Source organism: Streptomyces cellostaticus, from assembly GCF_023630175.1.
GTDB lineage: Bacteria > Actinomycetota > Actinomycetes > Streptomycetales > Streptomycetaceae > Streptomyces > Streptomyces cellostaticus_A.
The window spans coordinates 1-20,110 of record NZ_JALLIN010000071.1; the positions used below are offsets into that span (position 1 = coordinate 1).

Consider the following 20,110-nt stretch of genomic DNA (forward strand, 5'->3'; position numbering starts at 1 on the left):
CGCAGGGGTCGGGGCCGGCACGGCGTGCCCGGATGAGGGGCGCGGCCGGCACCTGTGTCGGGCGGGTGCCGGACGGCCGGTGCCGGACGGCTCGCAGGCGCCAGGACCCTTGCGGCGCCCGCCGGTCGGGGGCGTGCACCTCTTCTCGGGGGGAGCCGGTCCTCGGGTGCCGGGCGGGCGGCGGACCCGGCGAACGCCCGTCCACCGGTGGTCGCCGGGCGGTGAGCCGGGCCCCGGCGCAGGCCCTTTGGTCCGTCCGCCGGCGGTGGCGGCATGAACGAGTGGGGATCCATCCAGTGAGCAGTCCTCACCCCGCAGCCCTGCGGGCCCGCGCGGAGCAGCTGGTCCTGGAAGGGCATCCGGCGAAGGAAGTGGCGCGGCGGCTGGGCGTCGCCCCGCAGACCGTCTACCGCTGGCGGCGCGCCGCGGCGTCCGGGTCGGACCTGGCACGGGCCCGCGCCCGCGTCGACGAACTGGAGCGCGAAGTCCTCCTGTGCCGCGAAGTCATCGCCACGATGGGGCAGATGATGCCCCCAAAAGACGGTACGAGGTGATCCACCGCATGGCGTCGTACGGTTTCCCGGCACGCCGGATCGCCGTGCTCCTCGACGTCTCGGAGTCGGGTTACTACGCCTGGCGCGCACGCGGCCCCTCTCCGCGCGCGCTGCGCCGGGCCTGGCTGACCCGCCTGGTCCTGGGCATCCACCGGGAGTCCGGCTCCACCTACGGATACCGCAGAGTGCGGCGGGAGATCAGCCGCCGCTACGGCATCGACATCGGCGACACCACGGTGGAACGCATCATGAGGGGGGCCGGGATCAGCGGCCGGGCGGGACGAGTGCGCCGGCCGGCCCCGCCGGAAGGCGCCCGCACGCCCGGCCGGCGCTGGATCGTCGACGTGCACGCCCTCACCACCTCTGAGGGCCCCCTGTACACGGCCGTCGTCCTCGACACCGCGTCGCACCGCCCGGTCGGCTGGAGCACCGCCGCCACGGCCCACCGCGCCCTCGTCCACCAGGCCCTCATGGCCGCCGTCACCCGCGCCGCCGCCCACGCCGAACCGGGCGCCGCAACCGCGTACGAGCCTTTGCCGGCCTGCTCCTTCACCGAGCGGGCCGGCTCGCTCGGCTGCGCGCCCGCCGGCGGAACCGTCGCCGACCGGTACGACCACGCGGTCGTCCGGGCCTTCTGGGACACCGTCCACGACGACCTGCAGGGCCCCTGGCCCTGGCCGGACACCCGCGGCGCCGAGGGCCGGCTCGGACAGACCTTCGACCGCATCGCCCGGCAGGTGCCAGCCGCCGGACCCGCGAGCCCATCCACAGCGTAAAGGCGGATCCCTTGGAAACGACACCGGCTCTGCCCGCCACCGGCGGCCCCGGACCCGACCTGCACGCCGAGCAGGACACCTCCCCCGCCCACGCCCACCGACTGCGCCTGTACAGCGCGTTGGACAGGGTGTGCGACCCCCTCGCCGCCGCCGACGTCCAGGCCGTGTTCAAACTGGCCGAACTCGACTGCGTCACCGTGCACACGGTCATCGACTGGATCACCACGGCACGCACGCTCGAACCGCACGCGCACCCGGACCCGCACGCGCACCCGCTCCCGCATCCGAGGTGACGGAGCCCCACCGGGGCGAACGAGGCGCCCGCTCCTACGGGGTGCCGTCCGCCTGCAGCAACGACTCCACGAGGACGGCCACATGCCGGCGGTCCGCCGGGCTGAGCTTGTGCACGCTCGCGATGAGGATCGCCACCTCCGGGTCCGCGGCCTCGGCGGCGTCCTCGAAGTACAGGTTGACGCCCGCGGCCTCGGCGGCGGCCCGATGCACCGGCGCCACCGGAATGCCCAGCCCCCTGGCCAAGCCCTCCAAAGTGGTCTGCTGGGGCATCTGCGCCAGCCGCTCCGACGTCGCCAGATGGTGGACCGTCGAACGGGAGATGCCACCGCGGCGCGCTACATCGCTGTAGGACCAGCCGTTCTGGTCCAACTTGTGCTTGATCATTTCCTGCAGTGTGTTGGGCACGCCGGTTCTTCCTGTGGAGAGGGAGTGACCGCCTGTCGATGAGTCTAACGGCCCTACTGCCGGGGCGTTCCGCCCCTTCTTCTCCACCGGCCCCCCGCGCTATTCCGCCCGCCGGTTTCACGTCATGATCGACTCCTGCGGACCGGCCCGGCCGGCACCGCGGGACGAGGAGCGCCTCCCACCGGGGCGAGCCCGCGGGCCGCGAACCGCACCCCCACCCCGCACCCCGTCCTCACCGGCCCCCACCCGATCCTCACCGGCCCCCACCCGATCCTCACCGGGCCTCATCGGGCCTCACCGGGCCTCACCGGGCCTCACCGGGCCTCATCGGGCGGACGGCCGGCTGCCCGCGGACGGCCCCCGGCGCCGCGGGCAGCGCTCCTCGCACACCGTGGGGCACGCCTTCGGCGCGGGGTCCGGGCGGCCGGGCCGGCGGGCGAGAGCCCCGGGCCGCCCGCGGCAGCGCCGAGCGGCCGGGGCGCCGCCCCGCACTCCGGCGCGCGGGGCGGGAGCACTGCGCGCGGGAGACCACGGTGCGCCGGCGTCCCGCTCGGCCGGTGCCCGGCCCGCCCGTTGCCGGTGCCGGTCCGGCCGACGCCACCTCGGCCCCGGTGCGCATCGCCGGCCGGCACAGCGGCGGCCGGCTCGAGTACTTCTCGAGCGCGTTTCGGGCCGGCCCGGGCGAGGCGGCGGCCGCCGCGCCCCTCTCCACCGCGCCCGCCGCGGCGCCCGCCCCACCGGCCCCGACGCACCCGGGAAGCCGTCTGCCCAGGCGTGCGGCCTGCGGCCGGCGAGGGACGGACGAGGATGCGGGCGATGCCGGTCGGCTCAGGCCGGCAAGCGGCCGGCCCCGCGATCGCGGTGCCGATACGGGCGCCGGGCGCCGGCGAGCCGGGCCCCGGTGCGGTTCGCCGGCCCAGCGGCGGTGACGTCGCGTCGGGGTCTCGCCGCACCCGCGGACGATGCGGCAGGTGCGGCGGCGCGGCCGGGCCGGCATCGCCGCAGCGGGTGGTGGTCGAGGCCCGCACCGGTGTGGAGCCTTCCCTGCGCCGTCGTCCTCGCCGCGCCCCGCTCCCGCCGCTCCCGGCACCGCCGTTGGGCGCTGTCGTCCGCGGCGGGTGCGGGGCGCGGCGGTGGTGCGGGGTGCAGCAGTGGTGCGGGGTGCGCGAAGGATCGCGGCCGGCACGTCCCGGTCACGGTGCCCGCCTCGGCCGTCGGCCCGGGGCGGGGGCGGTGTGCTTCGGCCTCACCCGGCAGGACGGCCCGCGTCACCGTCCAGCGCCGGATCGACCGTCTCGCGCAGCGGCGCGGCATCCCCTCTCCCGCCACGGGAGAGCAGACCGCTGCCCTCCGCCCGGCGGGACCTCCCCTCACAGGCGCCGCCTCGCGGGCGTCTCGTTGCGGGCGTCTCGGTGCGGGCGTCTTCCCTGGGAGCTGCCCGGTGGGCCGGTGCCCGGGGGGATCGCTTCCGCCGGGCCCGCCGTGCGAGGCACGGCGGGGCGGGAGGCCCGGGGGTGCTTGTTCAGCGGACGACGTCGAACACGTTCTTCTGCAGGCCGTTGGCGTAGACGTCGTGCTCGACCAGCTTCAGCTTCTGCGTGTCCTTGTCCGTGGTGCTGAAGAGCCGCTTGCCCGCTCCGAGCAGGAGCGGGAAGACGAGCAGGTGGTAGCGGTCGATGAGGTCGGCGTCGGCGAGGGCCTGGTTCAGCGAGGCGCTGCCGTGGACGATGATCGGGCCGCCTTCGGTGTTCTTCAGCGCGGCGACCTCGTCGAGGGAACGCAGGATCGTCGTCTCGCCCCAGTTCGTCACCAGGTCGTCCTGGCCGAGGGTGGTGGAGACGACGTACTTCGGCATCACCTTGTAGTCGGCGAAGTCCTCCATGTCGGGCCACACCGGGCTGAACGACTGATAGCTGGTGCGGCCCATCAGCATCGCGGTGGCCTCCTTCTGCTCCCGGGACTTGATGTCGAAGGCCTCGGGGAGGAACTCGACGTCCTTGAAGGTCCACCCGGCGTTGCGGTAGCCGGGCTCGCCGCCGGGGGCCTCCACGACGCCGTCGAGCGAGATGAAGGCGGTAGTGATCAGGGTGCGCATCTTGGTTCCTCGGTGTCTCGTGTCCGTCTCTCGGCCAACCGGGTCGGCGCGGGCTGCGACCGCTTGCGCGGCCGCCGCACACCAACCGTGATCTCTGACTGTCGATCATGAACGAACTCATCGGTCGCCGCCGACCTTTTCGGCAGAGCCGGCACACCGAGCACCTTCGGCAGGAAGCCGCCGCCCACCCTACGACCCACACCGCGATCGCCCGCCCCGGCCTCCCGCCCCCGGCCGCGTGCCCGGGTCGCGTGCCGTACCGGCGGCGCGGCACGTGACGAGCGGCGCGGGGGCCGCGCGCGGCGGCCGGGGTGTGGGGTTCCGCGCCTGCGGACACGGACGGCCCCGGCCCTCGTCCCCTGCCCCCCCACGGCCCGCTCCGGCTCCGTGCCGCACCCACCTGCACCCACCTGCCGGTCCTCGGCCTCGACCGGTCCAGGGGCGCTGCCCCGGCGGCCGGCCCGCAGGGGTACTCCCCCGGTGGCCGGTCCCGTGGGGGGACTCCCCCGGGCGGTTGGGGGGTCTGCTGGGCCCGGGCGGCCGTCGTGGGGCGTGCAGTGCTGCCGTGGTGAGGTCCGGGGGTGCGGGAGGCGTCGGCCGGTGGTGCGCGGCATGGCTCAGGGCCCGGGTTCGAGGTCGGGGGCGGGAGCGGGGTCGGGGGCGGCGGGGGTGAGGGGCCCGTTGGCCGTCACGACGGCGGTCAGCGGGTAGGGCGGGCCGCCGGTGCCGCCCAGCGTGAGAAGCGGGGTGTCGTCCTCCTGGCTCCGGCCGTGGTAGTGCCAGGTCTGCCCCAGGCGGTCGGTGTGGCCGAGGGCGAGGTCGTAGACGCGGCCTCCCAGGAGGAAGGGGACGGTGGCGTGCCGCGCCGCCTCCTCCAGGAGACGGGGCACGGCCTCCGCGGTGAGATGGACCTCCACACCGTCGAGGTGCCCGGTGGCGGTCTGGGCCCATCCGCTGCGGTGGGTCGGCGCGTCCGGGGCGGCGCCGATCGCGGTCAGCCAGTACTCCCAGTCGCCCAGCGACACCGCGTGGATGTGCACGGTGACACGTTCGTGATCCGAGGTGATCCGTGCGACCTCGAGCCGGCCGGTGTTCTCGGCCCGCAGCCTGGCCGCCGTGGCGGCGGCCGGCGGCTGCGGCCGGCCGTCGTCGGCCGGGAGGGACTCCGGGACGCCGGTGCGCCGCTCGGGGGCCGGGGCGGGCGCGGCGCTCTGCGGGGCGGGGACCGCTTCGAGCGCGGCCGGCTGCCCGGCGGGGACCGGGGGCTGCGCCCGGGGGCCGTCGCCGACGTTCCGCGCGGTGACCGACGCGGGCGCGGCGGTCTGCTGGGGGGGAACCGGGGCGGGCACGGTCTGCGGGGCGGGTGCGTTCGCGCTCGCGGGGTGGGGGTCGGGCGCGTCAAGGATGTGCAGCGGGCGGAGCGTTGTGGGCGGGGCGGGCGTGTCCTGGCCGGCGCGGGGCGCCGTGACCGCCTCCCACAGGTTCGGCGCGCCCGGTGCGGGATGCGCCTCGATCTCGGTGACCTCCTCGCATCCGGCGTCGCCGGGCTCCGCCCGGAGCTCAGGGGGCGGCGTCTGGTGCTGCTGTCTGAGTCGTCTGAGGGTGTCGGCTCCGCCGGTTTCCACCAGGCGGCCCTGCGCGTTGAGGTCGGCGACGAAGGCGTGGGCGAGTTCGCTGAGCCGCGCGGTGAGTTCCCGTTCGATGTCCCCGTCCCTGCCGTGGGCGATGCTCATGCCACAGCTCCCGGATAGGCCTTGCGCAGGGAGTCGAGCGCGCGCCACTGGAGCGTTTTGACGGCGCCGTCGGTGGTGCCCATGGTGCGGGCGGTCTCGCGGACGGACATCTCCCCCAGGAACCGCAGCCGGATGACGACCTGCTGACGGGGGGTGATCTCGGACAGGGCGTGATGCAGGTCGTCCACGTCGAGCGAGGACAGAACGGTTTCTGCCGGGTCGCCCACCACAGGGGCCCAGTCGTCTGTGATCTGGGTGATGTGGTCGACGAAGGTGAGGTTGCGGGTCGTGGCGGTCTTGAAGTGGTCGGCGACCGCGTGGCGTGCGATGGTGCACAGCCAGGCGCGGATGGACGTACCGTTCCAGGTGAAGGTGGGAATCTTGACCCAGGCCTTCATGAAGACGTCCGCGGTGAGGTCCTCGGCCAGGGCGGTGTTCGACCTGACGCGCCGGCCGATGAGTTGGGCGATGACACCGTGGTGCATCCGGTACAGCTCGGCGAACGCCTCGCGATCGCCCTGCTGGGCGCGGGTGATGAGGGCCGGTTCCCCCGTGTCGGCGCTGCTGTCGAGGACGGCGTCGTGGGCCTGAGTGGTCAAGGATTGCTCCCGGTCTTAAGCGAACTGAAGTGACAGTGCGATGGGTTGCCGGCGGAGCGCCGGGCAGGGATGCGAGGACCGCCTCCGGGGACCCGGACGCGGATGCGGGCAGGAGGGCCGGCCCGGTCGTCTTCGCGGCCGGCTGTCTTCCTCTCGGCCGGCCGCCTCCTTCTCAGTCGGCCGCGGGCCGGCCGGAATCCCGGTGCGGCGGGCGGTGCCGCGCCGGAGCGGGCACCCGCCGGCGCTGCGGAAGGCCGCGCTGCATGGTCTGCGGGTCGTCGTAGACGAGCGCGTCGAGCCGGACGCTGTAGGCGTCGCGCAGCGTCCAGAGCGTGGCCAGGCTCGGCTGCTTCGTCCCGGTGGCGAGCCGGTGGAGCGTCGACCTGCTGATACCGGTGCGCTGCGCCATGTCGGCGACGCTCTCGTCACCCAGTTCCCTGGCCTTGAGCAGGAGCGTGGCCATATGGAGGCGAAGCATGGTCAATAGACCCCCTCAGCAACGTGCGGCCGTGCGGCTGACCCACACGCGCGCAACATATGCAAGTTGCCGGATATGAGTGACGCAAGGGTATTTTGATTCGCACACGAATACGAGATTCGGGATATGGCCTGCAGAAATGCCGATCTAGGTTTTGACCTGCAAAGGTGCACGCGTGCAACCAGTATGTGACAACATGCCTGCGCGCTACCCTCCGACCATGCGGAGTGCGAAGGATTCCCCCCACGAGATCCGGTCCGAACGGCAGGCTCAGGCGCAGCGGATCGGCGCGTACCTCACCCAGGCCGCGACGGCGGCCGGATACGACGTCCGCCGCCGCCACGGCGGACGGGCGCAACTGGCGGTCGCGACCGGTCTGAGCCTGACCACGATCAGCCGGACCCTGGACGGCAAAACAATGCCGCTGTCCTCACAATTGACGACGTGGGCGACCGTCCTCAACCTCGATCACCGGAGGGTTCTGGTGGAGAGCGGTCTCATTCCCGAGCAGCGGGGACCGGAATCACCACGGCGGGCACCGCACGCGGCAGCCCTCTCACCGGACGAGGCCATGACCGCGTGGCGCATCACCGACCCCATCATCCGCAGGACACTGACCGGGAGCATCGTCCACGCAATCGAACTCCAAGCGGAAATCGACGCGGCCTCGGGATCCAGGACCCCGCAGGAGAACAAGGGCACGTGGCGCACCCGCGGATGACACCGCCGGCGCCAAGATCCCCCCGCCTGGGACACCGCATCCCCACCGCGGTGTGAACCGGCCTGCGCGCGGAAGGGGCCACCCCGGCCCACCCGGCCGCGGCGGCCGGCAGCAGCCACGCCCGGCAGCGGCCGCGCCCGCCCCTTCACGGACCTGGTCGCGGCCGCACCCCGGCCCGCTCGCGTACCCGGCCGGCACCCCGGCCCGCTCTCGCGTACCCGGCCGGCACCGCGGGGCGCGCGGGCCGGGGTGCGGTCGTCCGTCACCGGCCCGGTCCGGTGACCGCCGCGCCACGCCACACCGCGCCGGGGACCGGGGCGTGGCGTGGTGCGGCGTGACCGGGAGCACCGGGAAGGAGGCGGCAACGGCCGGGGAGGGGCGGGAGCGGCCGGAGAGGGGAACGGCCGGACGCCGGACGTGGGCGGCCAGGGAGGGCGGGAGCGGGGCGGCCGGGGGCGGAAGCGGCCGGGTGCCGGGAGGGCGGGAGCGGCCGGGTGCCGGGAGGGCGGGGGCGGGAGCGGCCGGACAGGGGGACGGCCGGACACCGGAAGCAGGGCGGCCGGGAAGGGCGGGAGCGGCCGGGTGCCGGGGAGGGCGGGAGCTGCCGGGTGCCGGGGAGGGCGGGGGCGGGGGCGGCCGGGTGCCGTGATCTTCGACCACACGCCGAATGCGCGGCGGCGCGGAAGCGGCGCGGAAATCGAGCACATGCGCGCTCGCCGGGTCCGTCCCCCCTGACAATGCCTCTCCCGCTAAGCTCGGCGGAATCTTCCCGAAATCCAGCGCCCGCACCACGGCTCACGGTCACGGGAAGAGCGAGGAATATCCTCCTGCCGTACCGGCATCCAGTGGGTCGGAAATGGCCATGCCGAGAGGGGTATCAGGTGCTTGTCGTCCAAGGAGCCCCCATGACCGCTGTCGTGCGCAGCAGCACCGGTGAGGCGGTGGTCCTGCTTTCCGGCGACTCGCCGCGGCAGATACCGGACACGGCGTTCACGGACATGATCAAAGCCGCTGCCGCCGTGCTCAGCGCCGCGGAACTCCAGACCGTCCACCACGCCGTCACCGCGCTCGGCACAGGACCGCCGGATTTCCATGTCCGTGTCGGCGGGAACGAGTTGACGGTCTACCGGCTGAACGTCAACTGAACCCGGGCCCACGGCAGTCGAACACGAGGGGGGTTCCTCGTTGCCGAGGGGCGGCAGGTGCGCTCCCGGCGATTGCCCGCTCCGGGCGAGGCGCGCCCCCGGGGAAATGGTCTCGTGAGGCGACTGCGCCCCTGGGAGTGCCGCGAGCCGTGAGGAGTTCCGCGGCATCAGCCGGTCCCGGCGTCGAACCCCGTCACCCGAGGAGGACTTCGGATGCGCAGCGTGACCTATTCGATGGGCGTCTCGCTCGACGGCTACATCGTCGGGCCGGACGGTGAGTTCGGCTGGACGACCCCCGACGAGGAGGTCTTCCGCTTCTGGATCGACGAGATCCGCCACGTCGGCGTCCACCTGCTGGGACGACGGCTGTACGAGACGATGCTGTACTGGGAGACCGCCGACCAGGACCCCACGCTCGACGCCTCCGAACTCGAGTGGACCGCACTGTGGAAGCCGCTGGCCAAGGTGGTGTTCTCGACCACGCTGCAGACGGTGCAGGGCCGGGCCCGCCTGGCCTCCGGCACCCTGGCGCAGGAGATCGAACGACTGCGCGCCGAACCCGGCCACGGCGACATCGCGATCGGCGGCGCGACGCTCGCCGCCCAGGCGGCCGCTTCAGGCCTGATCGACGAGTACCGGGTCATGGTCTACCCGGTACTCGTCGGCGGCGGCATCCCGTTCTTCCCGCACCGCGAGCGCCGGGTGGACCTCGAACTCGTCGAGACCCGCACCTTCTCCTCCGACGTCGTCCACCTGCGCTACCGCGTCACACGGTAGGACCCCCCGCAACCCCCGGCACCCCCCGGTGGCCGCAGGGCCTCGGCCGCAGCCTCGGCCGAGGCTGCGGCCGAGGCTGCGGCTGCGGCTGCGGCTGCGGCTGCGGCTGCGGCTGCGGCTGCGGCTGCGGCTGCGGCTGCGGCTGCGGCTGCGGCTGCGGCTGCGGCTGCGGCTGCGGGAAGTCCCCTCCGCCTCCTTCGCCACCCTTTCCCCCGGCCGCCGGCGCCCGTGCCGGTCCACCGGCTCAGCGGCCCGCTGCCGGGAGTTCGGCGCCCTCCCCCGCAGGACCCTCGACCGGGAGAGGGAGCCGGCACGCGCTCCTCGCCGCAGACCCCGCGCTCCCGGCGCCGGCCACGCGGGCGCACGGCGGGACCCGCCGATCCGGAGCCGGCCGAGGTCGAGCGGACCCCGCCGTACACCCCCGGCCGGGAGCTGTCCGGGGCCGCCGAGGGCGTACGCGCGGGCCACGGCCACCGGTTCCGGTGGGCGCGGCCGCGCGACGAGACGAAACGCCGTCCCCACCTGCCGCACCCCGGTCGCAGCGCAGACCCGTGCGGCACCGCGGGAGAGGGCCGAAGACACGCTCCCCGGCGCGGAAGGCCCAGAACCCGTTCCCGGGCCCGCGCACGGGACACACGGCAGCGCGCCGCCGGATCATCCGGGTCCGGCCAGGCGCCTGCTAGGCCGTGACCGAACGCCGGAACCGGATTCCGGGCCGGACCCGTCACGGTCGCACGAGGTGAACATCCTCGCCCCCTGCGTCCGCTGCCGCACCGTGCCCGGCCTGCCGGACCGCCTCCACGAGCCCGCAGGCACCGCCGCGGAGGCACCCCGCCCGTCGCCGCGCCGCGGTCCGCGGCACGCCGCAGCACGCAGCTCGCCCGGGCCCGCGAGCGGACGCCGGGCCAACTCTCTCCCCCGCAGGCACGTGCCGCAGGGGCAGGGACGCCCCTCGAGCGCGAAGAGCAGCTCGAGCAGGAACCCCGACGCCGCCCACGGCCTCGAGGCGAACGGCGAGCACACGGCCCGCCCCGCGGTCCCTCAACGCAGCGACACAGCGCGTTGACGCAGGCGTCGAACCACAGGCAGCCCGCCGGAGCCGCCTCCGCCTCGGCAGACGCCCCGCACCGTCCCCGGCCGCACAGCCCACACCGCCCGGAAGATCACCGCACATCCCCACCCTGCCTCCGGCCGAGCCGTGGAGAACGCGCGTCCCGACAGGACGCCGGCAGGCCCGCCCTCGGGTCTCGTCACGGTCCATCAGGTGTCCGTGCTGCCACGTGTTCATGGGCTGGCTGCGAGACCGGCCCCTCACCCGCCCGCCGAACACAGCCCCCACACTCGCCCGACCCGCCCAGCGGCGGCACAGCCATCAGACCGGCCCGCAGCGGCCGCCTCCACACTGAATCCCCCCCCACGCACGCACAGCCCCGCAGCCCAGGCCACCTCGCCCCCCTCCCGCATCCAGCACCACCCGCGAACCCGCCCGCAACGGGCCAGGGACACCACACGACCGGCCGGCACATCCCCCGCAACCGGAGCCCGCACCGCACCCGGTCCCCGGTGTTCATCCACCGGACCACGACCGCACGATGCCACCACCCCGCCGTGCAGCAGCCGCCACCCGCACACCCTCCCCGACCCCCGCGAACCGGGCCTTCACAGCCACCGACGACCAATGACCAACGGCCGACGGGCGACGGGCGACGGGCGACGGGCGACGGGCAGCGACCCAACGACAGGGGGCCGAGGGACGGTCGGCAGGAGCCGCAGGCCGATGAGCGGCGGGCACCGCCAGTGGGCGGGCCGTTGGGCACCGCCGATGACCGAAGGACGAAGCCCGACGGGTGACAACCGGAGGCCGATGAGCGGCGGGCACCGCCAGTGGGCGGGCCGTTGGGCACCGCCGATGACCGAAGGACGAAGCCCGACGGGTGACAACCGGAGGCCGCGAGGTGGCGCGCACCGCCGGTGGGCGGGCCGTTGGGTGCCGCCGATGGCCGGAGGACGGGGGCCGCGAGTGGAGGCGGGGGCGGGGCCGGTGGGCGGGCGCGCGCCGTCGCGGCCGAGCCACGCGCAGCCGGGTCCTGGCCATACCGCACGAGTGAACAGCTATGCGACTTTGAACGAATGTCGGATTTGGATTGTTTGCGCTTTTCCTTCGGCTTCGGCTACTGTCCAGGCCCTCCGAACGAATTGTTCGGAGGCTTCGGACGGTTGGGCGGCTCTCCCCCAGTTCCGCCTGCCCCGACTGCGCGACCGGGTTTCCGCATGACCCGGCCGCGGCAGAAGGGGACTCCTCGCCGTCCACCGGTCCTCCGGCGCGGGCCGTGCAGGCAACCTGCTGCTCGCTCACTGTCAGCCGGAACGCGCCGGCAGGACCGAGAACGAGGCCGGAGAAGCCGGCCCAGCGGCCATGCTGGGCCGCCGACATCCCGGAACTCGTCTTGTTCACACATCACTTGAAGGATGAAAGGGACTCTTCTCATGAACATGGATCACCTCGAGGCCGAGACCGCGGAACTGCTGCCCGGGCGTGAGGCGCTCGGCAAGTTCTCATTCAACTTCGCCAAGATGACCACCGTCACGAAGAAGGTGGCACACGTGGACGCCCACAACGAGTCCGCCGCGCTGAACCAGTGCTCCCCCTACGCGGTCGCCCAGTCCGAGGCCGCGCAGAGCATCAGCGTGCAGCAGTAGCACGCGAAAGCCGGGCAGGGCCGGGTCGGTGGACGGACCCGGCCCTGCCCCGCACACCCGCCCCCCGCCACGCACTCCCAAGGCACCCGCAGACACCCCCGCCCCCCGCCCCCCACCCGCCGTTCCCGACACCTCCAAGGCATCCCGCCACCGGCGCAGTTGACGGTGGACGCCCACAACGTACGCATCCCGTCGCACCCTGGCCCCGAGCGGCCACACCCACCGCGCCGGGACTCCTTTTTCTGCCCGCACCCCACGCCACCGCACCACGGCCCGCCGCACCCCGCCCGCGCCGCGGCCCTCACACCCTGCCACGGCCCTCACGCCCCACCAGGACCACCGCCCAGGGGAACGCCCCGCACCGCGAGCGGCATCCGCCGCACACCACGCCCATGCGCCGAACCGTCAACCGCGCCCAGGAGAAGACCATGCCGGCGTTCGAAGACCACGCCAGCCGCACCACCCTGCAGGCCCACCCTCCCCACCGCGGACACATGCCCGGACAGCCGGCCGCCACCCCCGCCCCCCACGGCCACACGCCCGACCACCCCACACACCCGGCACACCCGGCACCCGGCACGACGGCCCACACCCCCGCACCCCCGCACACCCCGCCCGTCCCCCGGCCGAGCCAGGGCCTGCAGACCCTCGGCGAGTACAAGGGATCCGGCTTCACCGAACGCCGCTACCTCGTCCGCCGCGGCGACGGACAAGTCATCCAACTCTCCCGCCTGCTCTACCTCGTCGTCGCAAGCATCGACGGCACCCGCGACGCCGAAACCATCTCCCACCGCGTCAGCGGCCGCTACGGCGCCGAAGTCACCACCGACAACATCCTCCACCTGGTCGAACACAAACTCACCCCGCTCGGCATCACCCTCCCCCCCGGCAGCCACTCCGACGAGATCACCGCCCCCCGCTCCGACCTGCTACTGGCCCTGCGCGGCCACAAAACGATCTTCCACGAACGGCACGTGGCCCGCATCGCCGCCGCCCTCGCCTGGCTCCACCGGCCCTGGATCGTGGCACTGGCCCTGACCGGCGCCATCGCCATGGACATCTGGCTCTTCGCCGTCCACGGCGCCATGACCGCCGTCCTGCAAGTCCTCGAACAACCCCTGTGGATGCTCATCATCTTCCTGCTGACCGTAGCCTCCCTCCTCTTCCACGAATTCGGACACGCCTCCGCCTGCCGCTACAGCGGAGCAGTCCCCGGAAAAATCGGCTGCGGCATCTTCCTCATCTGGCCCTCCATGTACACCGACGTCACCGACGTCTACCGGATCGGGAAAACCGGCCGCCTCCGCACCGGACTCGGCGGCGTCTACTTCAACATCATCTTCATGCTGGCCCTCACCGCCGCCTACCTCCTCACCGGCCAGCCCTTCCTCCTCGCCGCCGTCTACCTCGCCCACTTCGAAGTCCTCGAACAACTCATGCCCGCCGTCCGCCTCGACGGCTACTACATCCTCGGCGACCTCGCCGGCGTCCCCGACCTCTACGGCAAGATCAAACCCATCCTCCTCAACCTGCTCCCCGGCAACCGCCACCCCGACGCCGCCGCCCAGGTCGCCGACCTCAAACGCTCCGCACGCACCATCGTCACCGCATGGGTCCTCACCATGGTCCCCCTCCTGCTCGCCGAAGCCGCCTACGCCCTGTGGAACCTCCCCCGCCTGCTCACCACCGCCGCACGCGCCCTGCACGACCAAACCCTCGGCACCACCACCGCCTTCACCACCGGACACACCACAGCAGGCATCGTCGGCACCATCGGCACCCTCATGCTCCTATGCCCCCTCGCAGGAGGCACCTACCTCACCGCCCGCCTCACCACCCGCCTCTACCGCGCCACCACCAAAGCAACCCACGGCAAACCCCTCCTCCGCCTCACCCTCGCCGCCACCACAACCGCCGCCTGCGCCATCCTCGCCACCGCCTGGACCCACGGCCTCACCCCCCAACCCCTCCCCACACCCACCCCCGCCACCCCCGCCCTCCAACCCCGCACACCCACCACCCCCACCCCCACACCCACCCCCACACCCACCCCCACACCCACCCCCACACCCACCCAGCCCACCCCCACCCCCCACCCCACACACCACACCCCCACCCCCACAACCACCCCCACACCCACCCTCACCCCCACCCCCCACACCACCCACACACCAACACCCACCACACAACCCACCACCACCCCCACCCCACCCACCCCACCACCAAGCCACACCCCCACCCCCACACAAACCCCCACCCCACCCCCACCCACCACAACCACCCCACCCACACCCAACCAACCCTGACCCCCCACCCCCTCACCCCCTCACCCCCTGACTACAACACCCCTGCCCCACACCCCCCACCCCCAACAACCACCCCACCCCACACCACCTTCACCCCACCCAGGAGAAACCCATGCACCACCGCAAACCCCGCACCCTCACCACCACCAAAGCCACCCGCCTCGGCGCAGCCGTCACCGCCGGCCTCGCCATCACCGCCGTCACCACCACAGCACGCGCCACCCCCACCCGCACCATCCCCCGCGCCGCCATCGCCGTCGACAACGCCTACAGCCACGCCAACAGGACCCACGTGAACCAGACCGACACCACCTTCACCATCCACCAATACGGCCCCACCACCGCCGTCACCGCCAACAACCGCGCCACCGCCATCTCCGCCGGATGCACCCCCGACAACCCCTGCCGCTCCATCGCCCTCTCCTACCAAATCATCACCACCTCCGGCCCCAACGCACGCCTCATCAACGCCACCAACCTCAGCCGATCCATCAACAACCACTGCCCCACCTGCCAAACCCTCTCCGCCGCCTACCAATTCATCATCGCCACACCCCAACAACTCACCCTCACCCCCCAAGCACGCACCCAACTCAACAACATCAACCACCAAATCAACACCCTCCGCACATCCCACCTCCCCATCAACCAAATCACCCACCAAGCCGACCAACTCGCCCAACAAATCAAAACCATCCTCGACCACGAAACAGCACACGCCCCCCACCCCCACACCACCAACCCCCAAACCAACTTCACCCCCACCGTCACCATGCACCGCCACATCCGCTAACCCACCCCCCAACCAACCCGCCACAACACCACCCCCGACCAGCAACCACTAAACACCCCCCAACCAGCGATTGATGTGTGTCGTTGACCGATGCCCAGTGGGCGAGGATCAAGCCGTTACTGCCGGACCGGACACCTCGGCCGGGTGGGCGGTGGCAGGATCACCGGCAGGTGATCGACGCGATCGCGTTCAAGTACCGCACCGGAACACCATGGATGGACCTGCCCGAGCACTTCGGCTCGTGGAAGGGCGCCCACAATCGGCCGCAGATGTGGGCCGCCGACAGCACGTGGGAGAAGGTCTTCACCACCCTCCTCGCTCAGGCCGACGCCGAAGGTGACCTCGAGTGGATCGTCTCGGTCGACTCCACCGTCGTCCGTGCCCACCAGCACGCCGCCGGGGCCCGTCGAAAGGGGCCCCGGCCGGTGAGCCGGACGACCATGCCCTCGGACGGTCCCGCGGCGGGCTGACCACAAAGATCCATCTCGCTGCGGACAGCCGATGCCGTCCGCTCGCGTTCGTTCTCACGCCCGGACAGGCCGGTGACACACCCGCCCTTTCCCCAGGTCATGTCCCGATTGCGCGTGCCACGGCCGATCGGCCGGTCCCGGACCACCCCGGACGTGGTCCTGGCCGACAAGACACCCCATACAGCTACTCGGTCAAGCGGCCGACGCGAGTGGGGAACACGTTGGCCGGTCGAAGGCGATGGCCTCGTCGAACAACTGGTGAGTTGCCAGGCAGTGATGGAGTTGGCCGAGCATGCGGTTGAACAGATTGCGGAGGGCTGCGTGGTAGCGAACGCCCCTGCCGCGCCGGTGGTTGTAATGAGCGTGGGCCCCGGGAGAGGCAGTCAGCGCAGCGAACGCCCAGTGCCGGCCGGTCGCAGCCAGGCGGTTGTTCTTGATCCGACGGTGCGTGACATGACGACTCTTGCCGGACTCCCGGGTCACTGGCGCGCTTCCGCATAGGCTTTCAGGTCGCCGGCCCGGCCAAACCGGGAGCGGTCGTCGCCGATCTCGGCGAGTATCCGCGCGCTGGTGAGCGTGGCCAGTCCGGGGAAGCTCGTGATGATCTCCGCATCGGGATGCTGGAAGAACAGCTCCTCGATGTCGTGCGCAAGGTCGTCGCACGCGTGGCAGGCCGCGTCGAGCTGGGCGAGGAAGGCTAGCGTCTGGCGTCCCATTGCCTGCTCGGCGAGACCTCCGCCCCAGTACCTCGTTGGCCCGCTCGAGCTGGGCGTTCTCCTGCCGTGGGCGCGGCGTAGGACGGCCGGGACGCTCTCGTCGGTCTCGGTCCACATGGCGGTGTCCGCGGCGAGGAGTTCGCGCAGCAGGCGGGAGGTCGACGGTGGGCAGCCCGTCCGCACCCGGGAACCACCGGCTGCTCAGCCGGGACCCGAGACGCAGGCGCATGCCCTGACCTTGGAAGTGGTCGGCCAGCACAGCCAGGTTGGACTGCACACAGTCCAGGAGGTCCGCCCGGACCGCAGACAGGGCCGCGGGCCGGCGCCTCGCGCCCGGGAGTCGGTGTTCTTCTCTGTCGCGCTGCACACATCCCCCATCGGGTCGGCCGCGAACGGCCGGTCGATATCGGTACAGCGGGCCACAGGGCGGCCTTGTCGCCCCGTGCGCTTTCGCACATGGGTCTGCCGCTCGGCACCGCTCAGCACTGCTACCGGGAAGCGGTCTCCGCTACTGCATCCACTTCCGCTATGCGGAATACTTCACCCGCATCACAACATCACGCTGAGACGCCTCAACAGCCAGGACCATGCTCAGCGATCCAGGTCACTTCCTCCAACCGACCTTCCGGATGGACCGGTTGACGTCGCCGAAGCGGCGCACTTACAGTCGGCAGACTTTCCGCAATACGAACAGTTGTTTCCGCAATATGAATATGCGCGAGGAGCGCCATGCAGGACTTCGGGGCACTTGACCCGATCAACGCATCCACGGCCCGGTTCATCGCCACCGTCACCTCCCTCACCGATGCCCACGTCGGCTCACACACGCTGGTCCCCCCATGGACCCGCGGCCACGTCATCACCCATGTCGCCCGCGCCGCCGAGAGTCTGTGCCGACTGCTCACCTGGGCACGCACCGGCGTGGAGACACCGCAGTACACGAGCATGGAAGCCCGTGCCGCCGAGATCGAGGCCGGAGCCCGGCGTCCCGTCGCCGACCTGGTCGCTGACCTCCGGGACACCGCCGTCCGCTTCGACGAGGCCGTGCGCGCCCTGCCCCCCGACGCCTGGCACAGCGAGGTGCGGATGCGCACCGGCGAACTGCGCACGCCCTCCACCCTCGTCCCCACCCGGCTGCGCGAACTGGAGATCCACCACGCCGACCTGGACGCCGGCTACCGCTTCGCGGACATACCGGCCGACGCCGCCCAGTGGATCACCGGCGACATCGTCGAGGCACTCGCCCGACGGCCGACGACCCCCGCGCTGCGTCTGGAGGCGACCGACACCGGGCTGGTCCACGCCATCGGGACCGGTGGCCCCGCGGTCAGCGGACGGCAGTCCGACCTCCTGGCCTGGCTCAGCGGCCGCTCCCCCGGTACGGGGCTCAGCGCCTCCGGCGACGGCAAGGTCCCGCCGGCTCCTTTCTGGATCTGAACGGCGCCCCACGTCCCCGTCCGGGCTCCGCTCCACCCGCTTCACGAAAGGACCGATGACCGGCATGGTGACCGTCCGTGAGGAGGTCCGGCCCCTCCCCCGCGCTCGGCCGAGTGTGAGCGGAGGGGCCCCCGCGGCCCGCCTGTTGCACGAGTTCCTGCTGACGGGCGCCTCCCTGGCACCCGACCGGACAGCCATGTACGAGCTGGGCGAGGGAGGCGTGCCGCACACGTTCGGCTACCGCGAACTGGAGCGGCTCGTCCACGGCTACGCAGCCGGGTGGCCCCGAAACCGCCGCACAGGCGCAGACGAGGAGGATCGCGGTCAGCAAGTACCAGCGGCCCCGCCTCGCACGCGGGGGCGGCAGGGCTGGGCCTCCTCGTGATCGTTGGGCTTCACACCCCAAAGATCACGAAGCCCGTGCCTGCTCTGCTGTGCACCCCAACCGCCAGCCCCCGGAACTCGCCCAAACCCTGCCGCGGGACCGCGATCGACCCGCAGCCCGAACGGTCAGTCTTTCGTAAAGGCCGCTGGTCCATCCGGTGCTGAAGAGCAGGATCAGCGGCGTGCAGATGACTGAGTCGTTCGCCACGACAACCGCCGCCGTAGCTCCCGCGATTCTGATCGCCGCAGCCCTGGAGGTCACTGCCTACCAGAGAGCCATTCAGGGATGGGTTGCCCACTTAGTGCAGGAACTCGAACCGGAACTCCTGCCACTGCTGGATCACTCCGTCGACGACCGACGAGCAACGATAAGACGGGTGGTGGAGGCCCACGCCGTAGGCATCGGACTCGGCATGATGAAGGTGGCTGTCCGATGGGCGGCTGGCTTCCTCTGGGTGGCGATCATGGTGGCACAGGCGGCGGTCACGATCATCTGTCTGGCGTGGCTTGCGGACCCTAAGCACCCAGCGGACCCTGAACATGCAAGTGCCTGCCTGTTCGTCGTTGGAGCGGGCGCTGTCGCTGTCGCCTCGTTCCCCATGTACCGGCTGATGAACGCACCGTGGATGCTGGTGGGGGAACGCATGATCGAGATCCAACTGCGCTATCGCCTCGCGGAGGCCCGCCGGCAAGCCCTGCAGAGTGACGCGACCACCACTGGAAGTGGCGACTCGACGGCAGCATCTGCGAGTTGATCACACCAACGAGGGGCTACACGCAGCCTCGCACCGGGCTGGCCTACGATGCCAGGGCTGCAGCCGCGTAGGGGATGCAGTCGTCCGGCCTCGGGGAACAACGGAACAGCCATTAGCCTCGCGCCTTCATGAAGCGGGCTGCCCGACAGGCGGTCAGATAAGCGATAAGCGCCTCTGAACAGCGAGAATGAGGATTGCTGAGGTCCTTGTTCCCGCCCCTGTCGGAGGCACTCTCCAGGTGAAGCAGCCTACCGGGTCCTACCCCCGAGTCCGGGACGACGGCCGAGCCGTGGTCTCGCAGGCCGGTTCGGTCCTGCCGCTCGAAACGTCCGCAAGATCGGCCTTTACTCCGCCCTTCGACAAGGACCTGGACGAGCGCATCCTCGTGCCGTACTCGGTGGAGTCGGCGCTGTCCGGCATCAAGCGCCACGAGGACCGGATGTGGTAGCGCCGAACCCTCACCGTCCCGCGCAGCTGGACAGCTGTGCCCGGTCAGCGACTCCTCATGCACTTCCAGGCCGTGGACCACGACACCAAGGTCTGGGTCGACGGCCACGAAGTCGCCGCCCACCGAGGCTGCTACGACGGGGCCTCCGCGGACGTCACCGACACGCTCAAGGGCACCGGCCCGCAGGAGGTCGTGGTCGGCGTCACCGACGAGACCGACAAGACCTGGCAAACAGCGCAATGTGGCCGACCACGGCTGGGGCCCGTCCCACCCGTACCGGAGGGACGGCGGTTCACAGGGGACGACCTGACCGGCGGCCGCAGCGACAGCCTCGTCGCCTGGGGCGACTCCGAGGCGATCAACAAGCGCATCCGCGCGCGCCACCAGGCGGGGGCCGACCACGTCTGCCTGCACGTAGTCGCCCGCTCCTCCATGCCCCGGGCCGAGTGGCGCGAACTGGCCCACCTCATCCCCTGAACCCGTCCAAGTCCTGGACAGGGCTCATGCGACGCAGCCGGTATCGA

18 protein-coding genes and 2 pseudogenes are annotated in these 20,110 nt (G+C 72.2%); 14 read left to right on the top strand and 6 right to left on the bottom strand.

Translation table 11 applies throughout. The features are described 5' to 3' along the window. Positions 1-296: 296 nt before the first annotated feature. Genes MXD57_RS31920 through MXD57_RS29740 form a run of 3 tightly spaced genes read left to right on the top strand, consistent with a single transcriptional unit; the run spans position 297 to position 1,623 of the window. The gene (locus MXD57_RS31920) at positions 297-554 is read left to right on the top strand and encodes a helix-turn-helix domain-containing protein (protein ID WP_250405269.1); all 258 of its coding nucleotides are present in this window, start codon (positions 297-299) and stop codon (positions 552-554) included. Between the two features lie 8 nt (positions 555-562). After that, positions 563-1,330 carry an IS3 family transposase gene (locus MXD57_RS29735; protein WP_250405270.1) on the top strand — a complete coding sequence of 256 codons (768 nt, stop codon included), beginning with the start codon at positions 563-565 and terminating at the stop codon, positions 1,328-1,330. A gap of 11 nt (positions 1,331-1,341) precedes the next feature. Then, positions 1,342-1,623, top strand: a complete 282-nt coding sequence (locus tag MXD57_RS29740) for a hypothetical protein (protein WP_250405271.1) — start codon at positions 1,342-1,344, stop codon at positions 1,621-1,623. A gap of 34 nt (positions 1,624-1,657) precedes the next feature. On the opposite strand, the gene MXD57_RS29745 is transcribed toward MXD57_RS29740, so the two are convergent. From MXD57_RS29745 to MXD57_RS29765, 5 genes are all read right to left on the bottom strand, one after another. Beyond that, positions 1,658-2,008, bottom strand: coding sequence for a helix-turn-helix domain-containing protein (locus tag MXD57_RS29745; protein WP_250405272.1), 351 nt, complete (start codon positions 2,006-2,008; stop codon positions 1,658-1,660). A gap of 1,543 nt (positions 2,009-3,551) precedes the next feature. Next, entirely contained in the window at positions 3,552-4,124 is a 573-nt protein-coding gene (locus MXD57_RS29750) for a dihydrofolate reductase family protein (RefSeq protein WP_250405273.1), read from the bottom strand. A gap of 617 nt (positions 4,125-4,741) precedes the next feature. After that, positions 4,742-5,857 carry a BN159_2729 family protein gene (locus tag MXD57_RS29755; protein WP_250405274.1) on the bottom strand — a complete coding sequence of 372 codons (1,116 nt, stop codon included), beginning with the start codon at positions 5,855-5,857 and terminating at the stop codon, positions 4,742-4,744. Further along, positions 5,854-6,456 carry an RNA polymerase sigma factor gene (locus MXD57_RS29760; protein ID WP_250405275.1) on the bottom strand — a complete coding sequence of 201 codons (603 nt, stop codon included), beginning with the start codon at positions 6,454-6,456 and terminating at the stop codon, positions 5,854-5,856. The genes MXD57_RS29755 and MXD57_RS29760 overlap by 4 nt, the downstream gene beginning before the upstream one ends. A gap of 172 nt (positions 6,457-6,628) precedes the next feature. Next, on the bottom strand, positions 6,629-6,934 hold the full coding sequence (locus MXD57_RS29765) for a helix-turn-helix domain-containing protein (protein ID WP_250405276.1): 306 nt from the start codon (positions 6,932-6,934) through the stop codon (positions 6,629-6,631). 220 nt (positions 6,935-7,154) lie between these two features. Here MXD57_RS29765 and MXD57_RS29770 point away from each other — a divergent pair, with 220 nt between their 5' ends. The 7 genes and pseudogenes from MXD57_RS29770 to MXD57_RS29800 form a co-directional block, all read left to right on the top strand. Further along, complete coding sequence (locus tag MXD57_RS29770; protein WP_250405277.1) at positions 7,155-7,655, top strand: transcriptional regulator; 501 nt, start codon at positions 7,155-7,157, stop codon at positions 7,653-7,655. A 905-nt stretch (positions 7,656-8,560) separates the two neighbouring features. After that, complete coding sequence (locus tag MXD57_RS29775) at positions 8,561-8,800, top strand: hypothetical protein (protein WP_250405278.1); 240 nt, start codon at positions 8,561-8,563, stop codon at positions 8,798-8,800. A 213-nt stretch (positions 8,801-9,013) separates the two neighbouring features. After that, complete coding sequence (locus MXD57_RS29780) at positions 9,014-9,577, top strand: dihydrofolate reductase family protein (RefSeq protein WP_250405279.1); 564 nt, start codon at positions 9,014-9,016, stop codon at positions 9,575-9,577. Between the two features lie 2,487 nt (positions 9,578-12,064). Next, positions 12,065-12,277, top strand: coding sequence for a hypothetical protein (locus MXD57_RS29785; protein WP_250405280.1), 213 nt, complete (start codon positions 12,065-12,067; stop codon positions 12,275-12,277). 392 nt (positions 12,278-12,669) lie between these two features. Continuing rightward, positions 12,670-14,583, top strand: coding sequence for a hypothetical protein (locus MXD57_RS29790; RefSeq protein WP_250405281.1), 1,914 nt, complete (start codon positions 12,670-12,672; stop codon positions 14,581-14,583). Positions 14,584-14,695: 112 nt separating this feature from the next. Next, on the top strand, positions 14,696-15,376 hold the full coding sequence (locus tag MXD57_RS29795) for a hypothetical protein (protein WP_250405282.1): 681 nt from the start codon (positions 14,696-14,698) through the stop codon (positions 15,374-15,376). Between the two features lie 77 nt (positions 15,377-15,453). Then, positions 15,454-16,059: pseudogene (locus MXD57_RS29800) on the top strand (IS5 family transposase); the annotation flags it as partial. Positions 16,060-16,325: 266 nt separating this feature from the next. On the opposite strand, the gene MXD57_RS32100 reads toward MXD57_RS29800, so the two are convergent. After that, on the bottom strand, positions 16,326-16,562 hold the full coding sequence (locus MXD57_RS32100; RefSeq protein WP_374114762.1) for a transposase: 237 nt from the start codon (positions 16,560-16,562) through the stop codon (positions 16,326-16,328). A gap of 729 nt (positions 16,563-17,291) precedes the next feature. On the opposite strand from MXD57_RS32100, the gene MXD57_RS29810 reads away from it, so the two are divergent. From MXD57_RS29810 to MXD57_RS31930, 4 genes and pseudogenes are all read left to right on the top strand, one after another. Further along, positions 17,292-17,999, top strand: a complete 708-nt coding sequence (locus MXD57_RS29810) for a maleylpyruvate isomerase family mycothiol-dependent enzyme (RefSeq protein WP_250405283.1) — start codon at positions 17,292-17,294, stop codon at positions 17,997-17,999. 542 nt (positions 18,000-18,541) lie between these two features. Next, on the top strand, positions 18,542-19,138 hold the full coding sequence (locus MXD57_RS29815; RefSeq protein WP_250405284.1) for a hypothetical protein: 597 nt from the start codon (positions 18,542-18,544) through the stop codon (positions 19,136-19,138). 238 nt (positions 19,139-19,376) lie between these two features. After that, on the top strand, positions 19,377-19,586 hold the full coding sequence (locus tag MXD57_RS31925; protein ID WP_308290961.1) for a hypothetical protein: 210 nt from the start codon (positions 19,377-19,379) through the stop codon (positions 19,584-19,586). A gap of 12 nt (positions 19,587-19,598) precedes the next feature. Further along, positions 19,599-20,063, top strand: a pseudogene (locus MXD57_RS31930) (sugar-binding domain-containing protein); the annotation flags it as partial. Positions 20,064-20,110 lie beyond the last annotated feature (47 nt).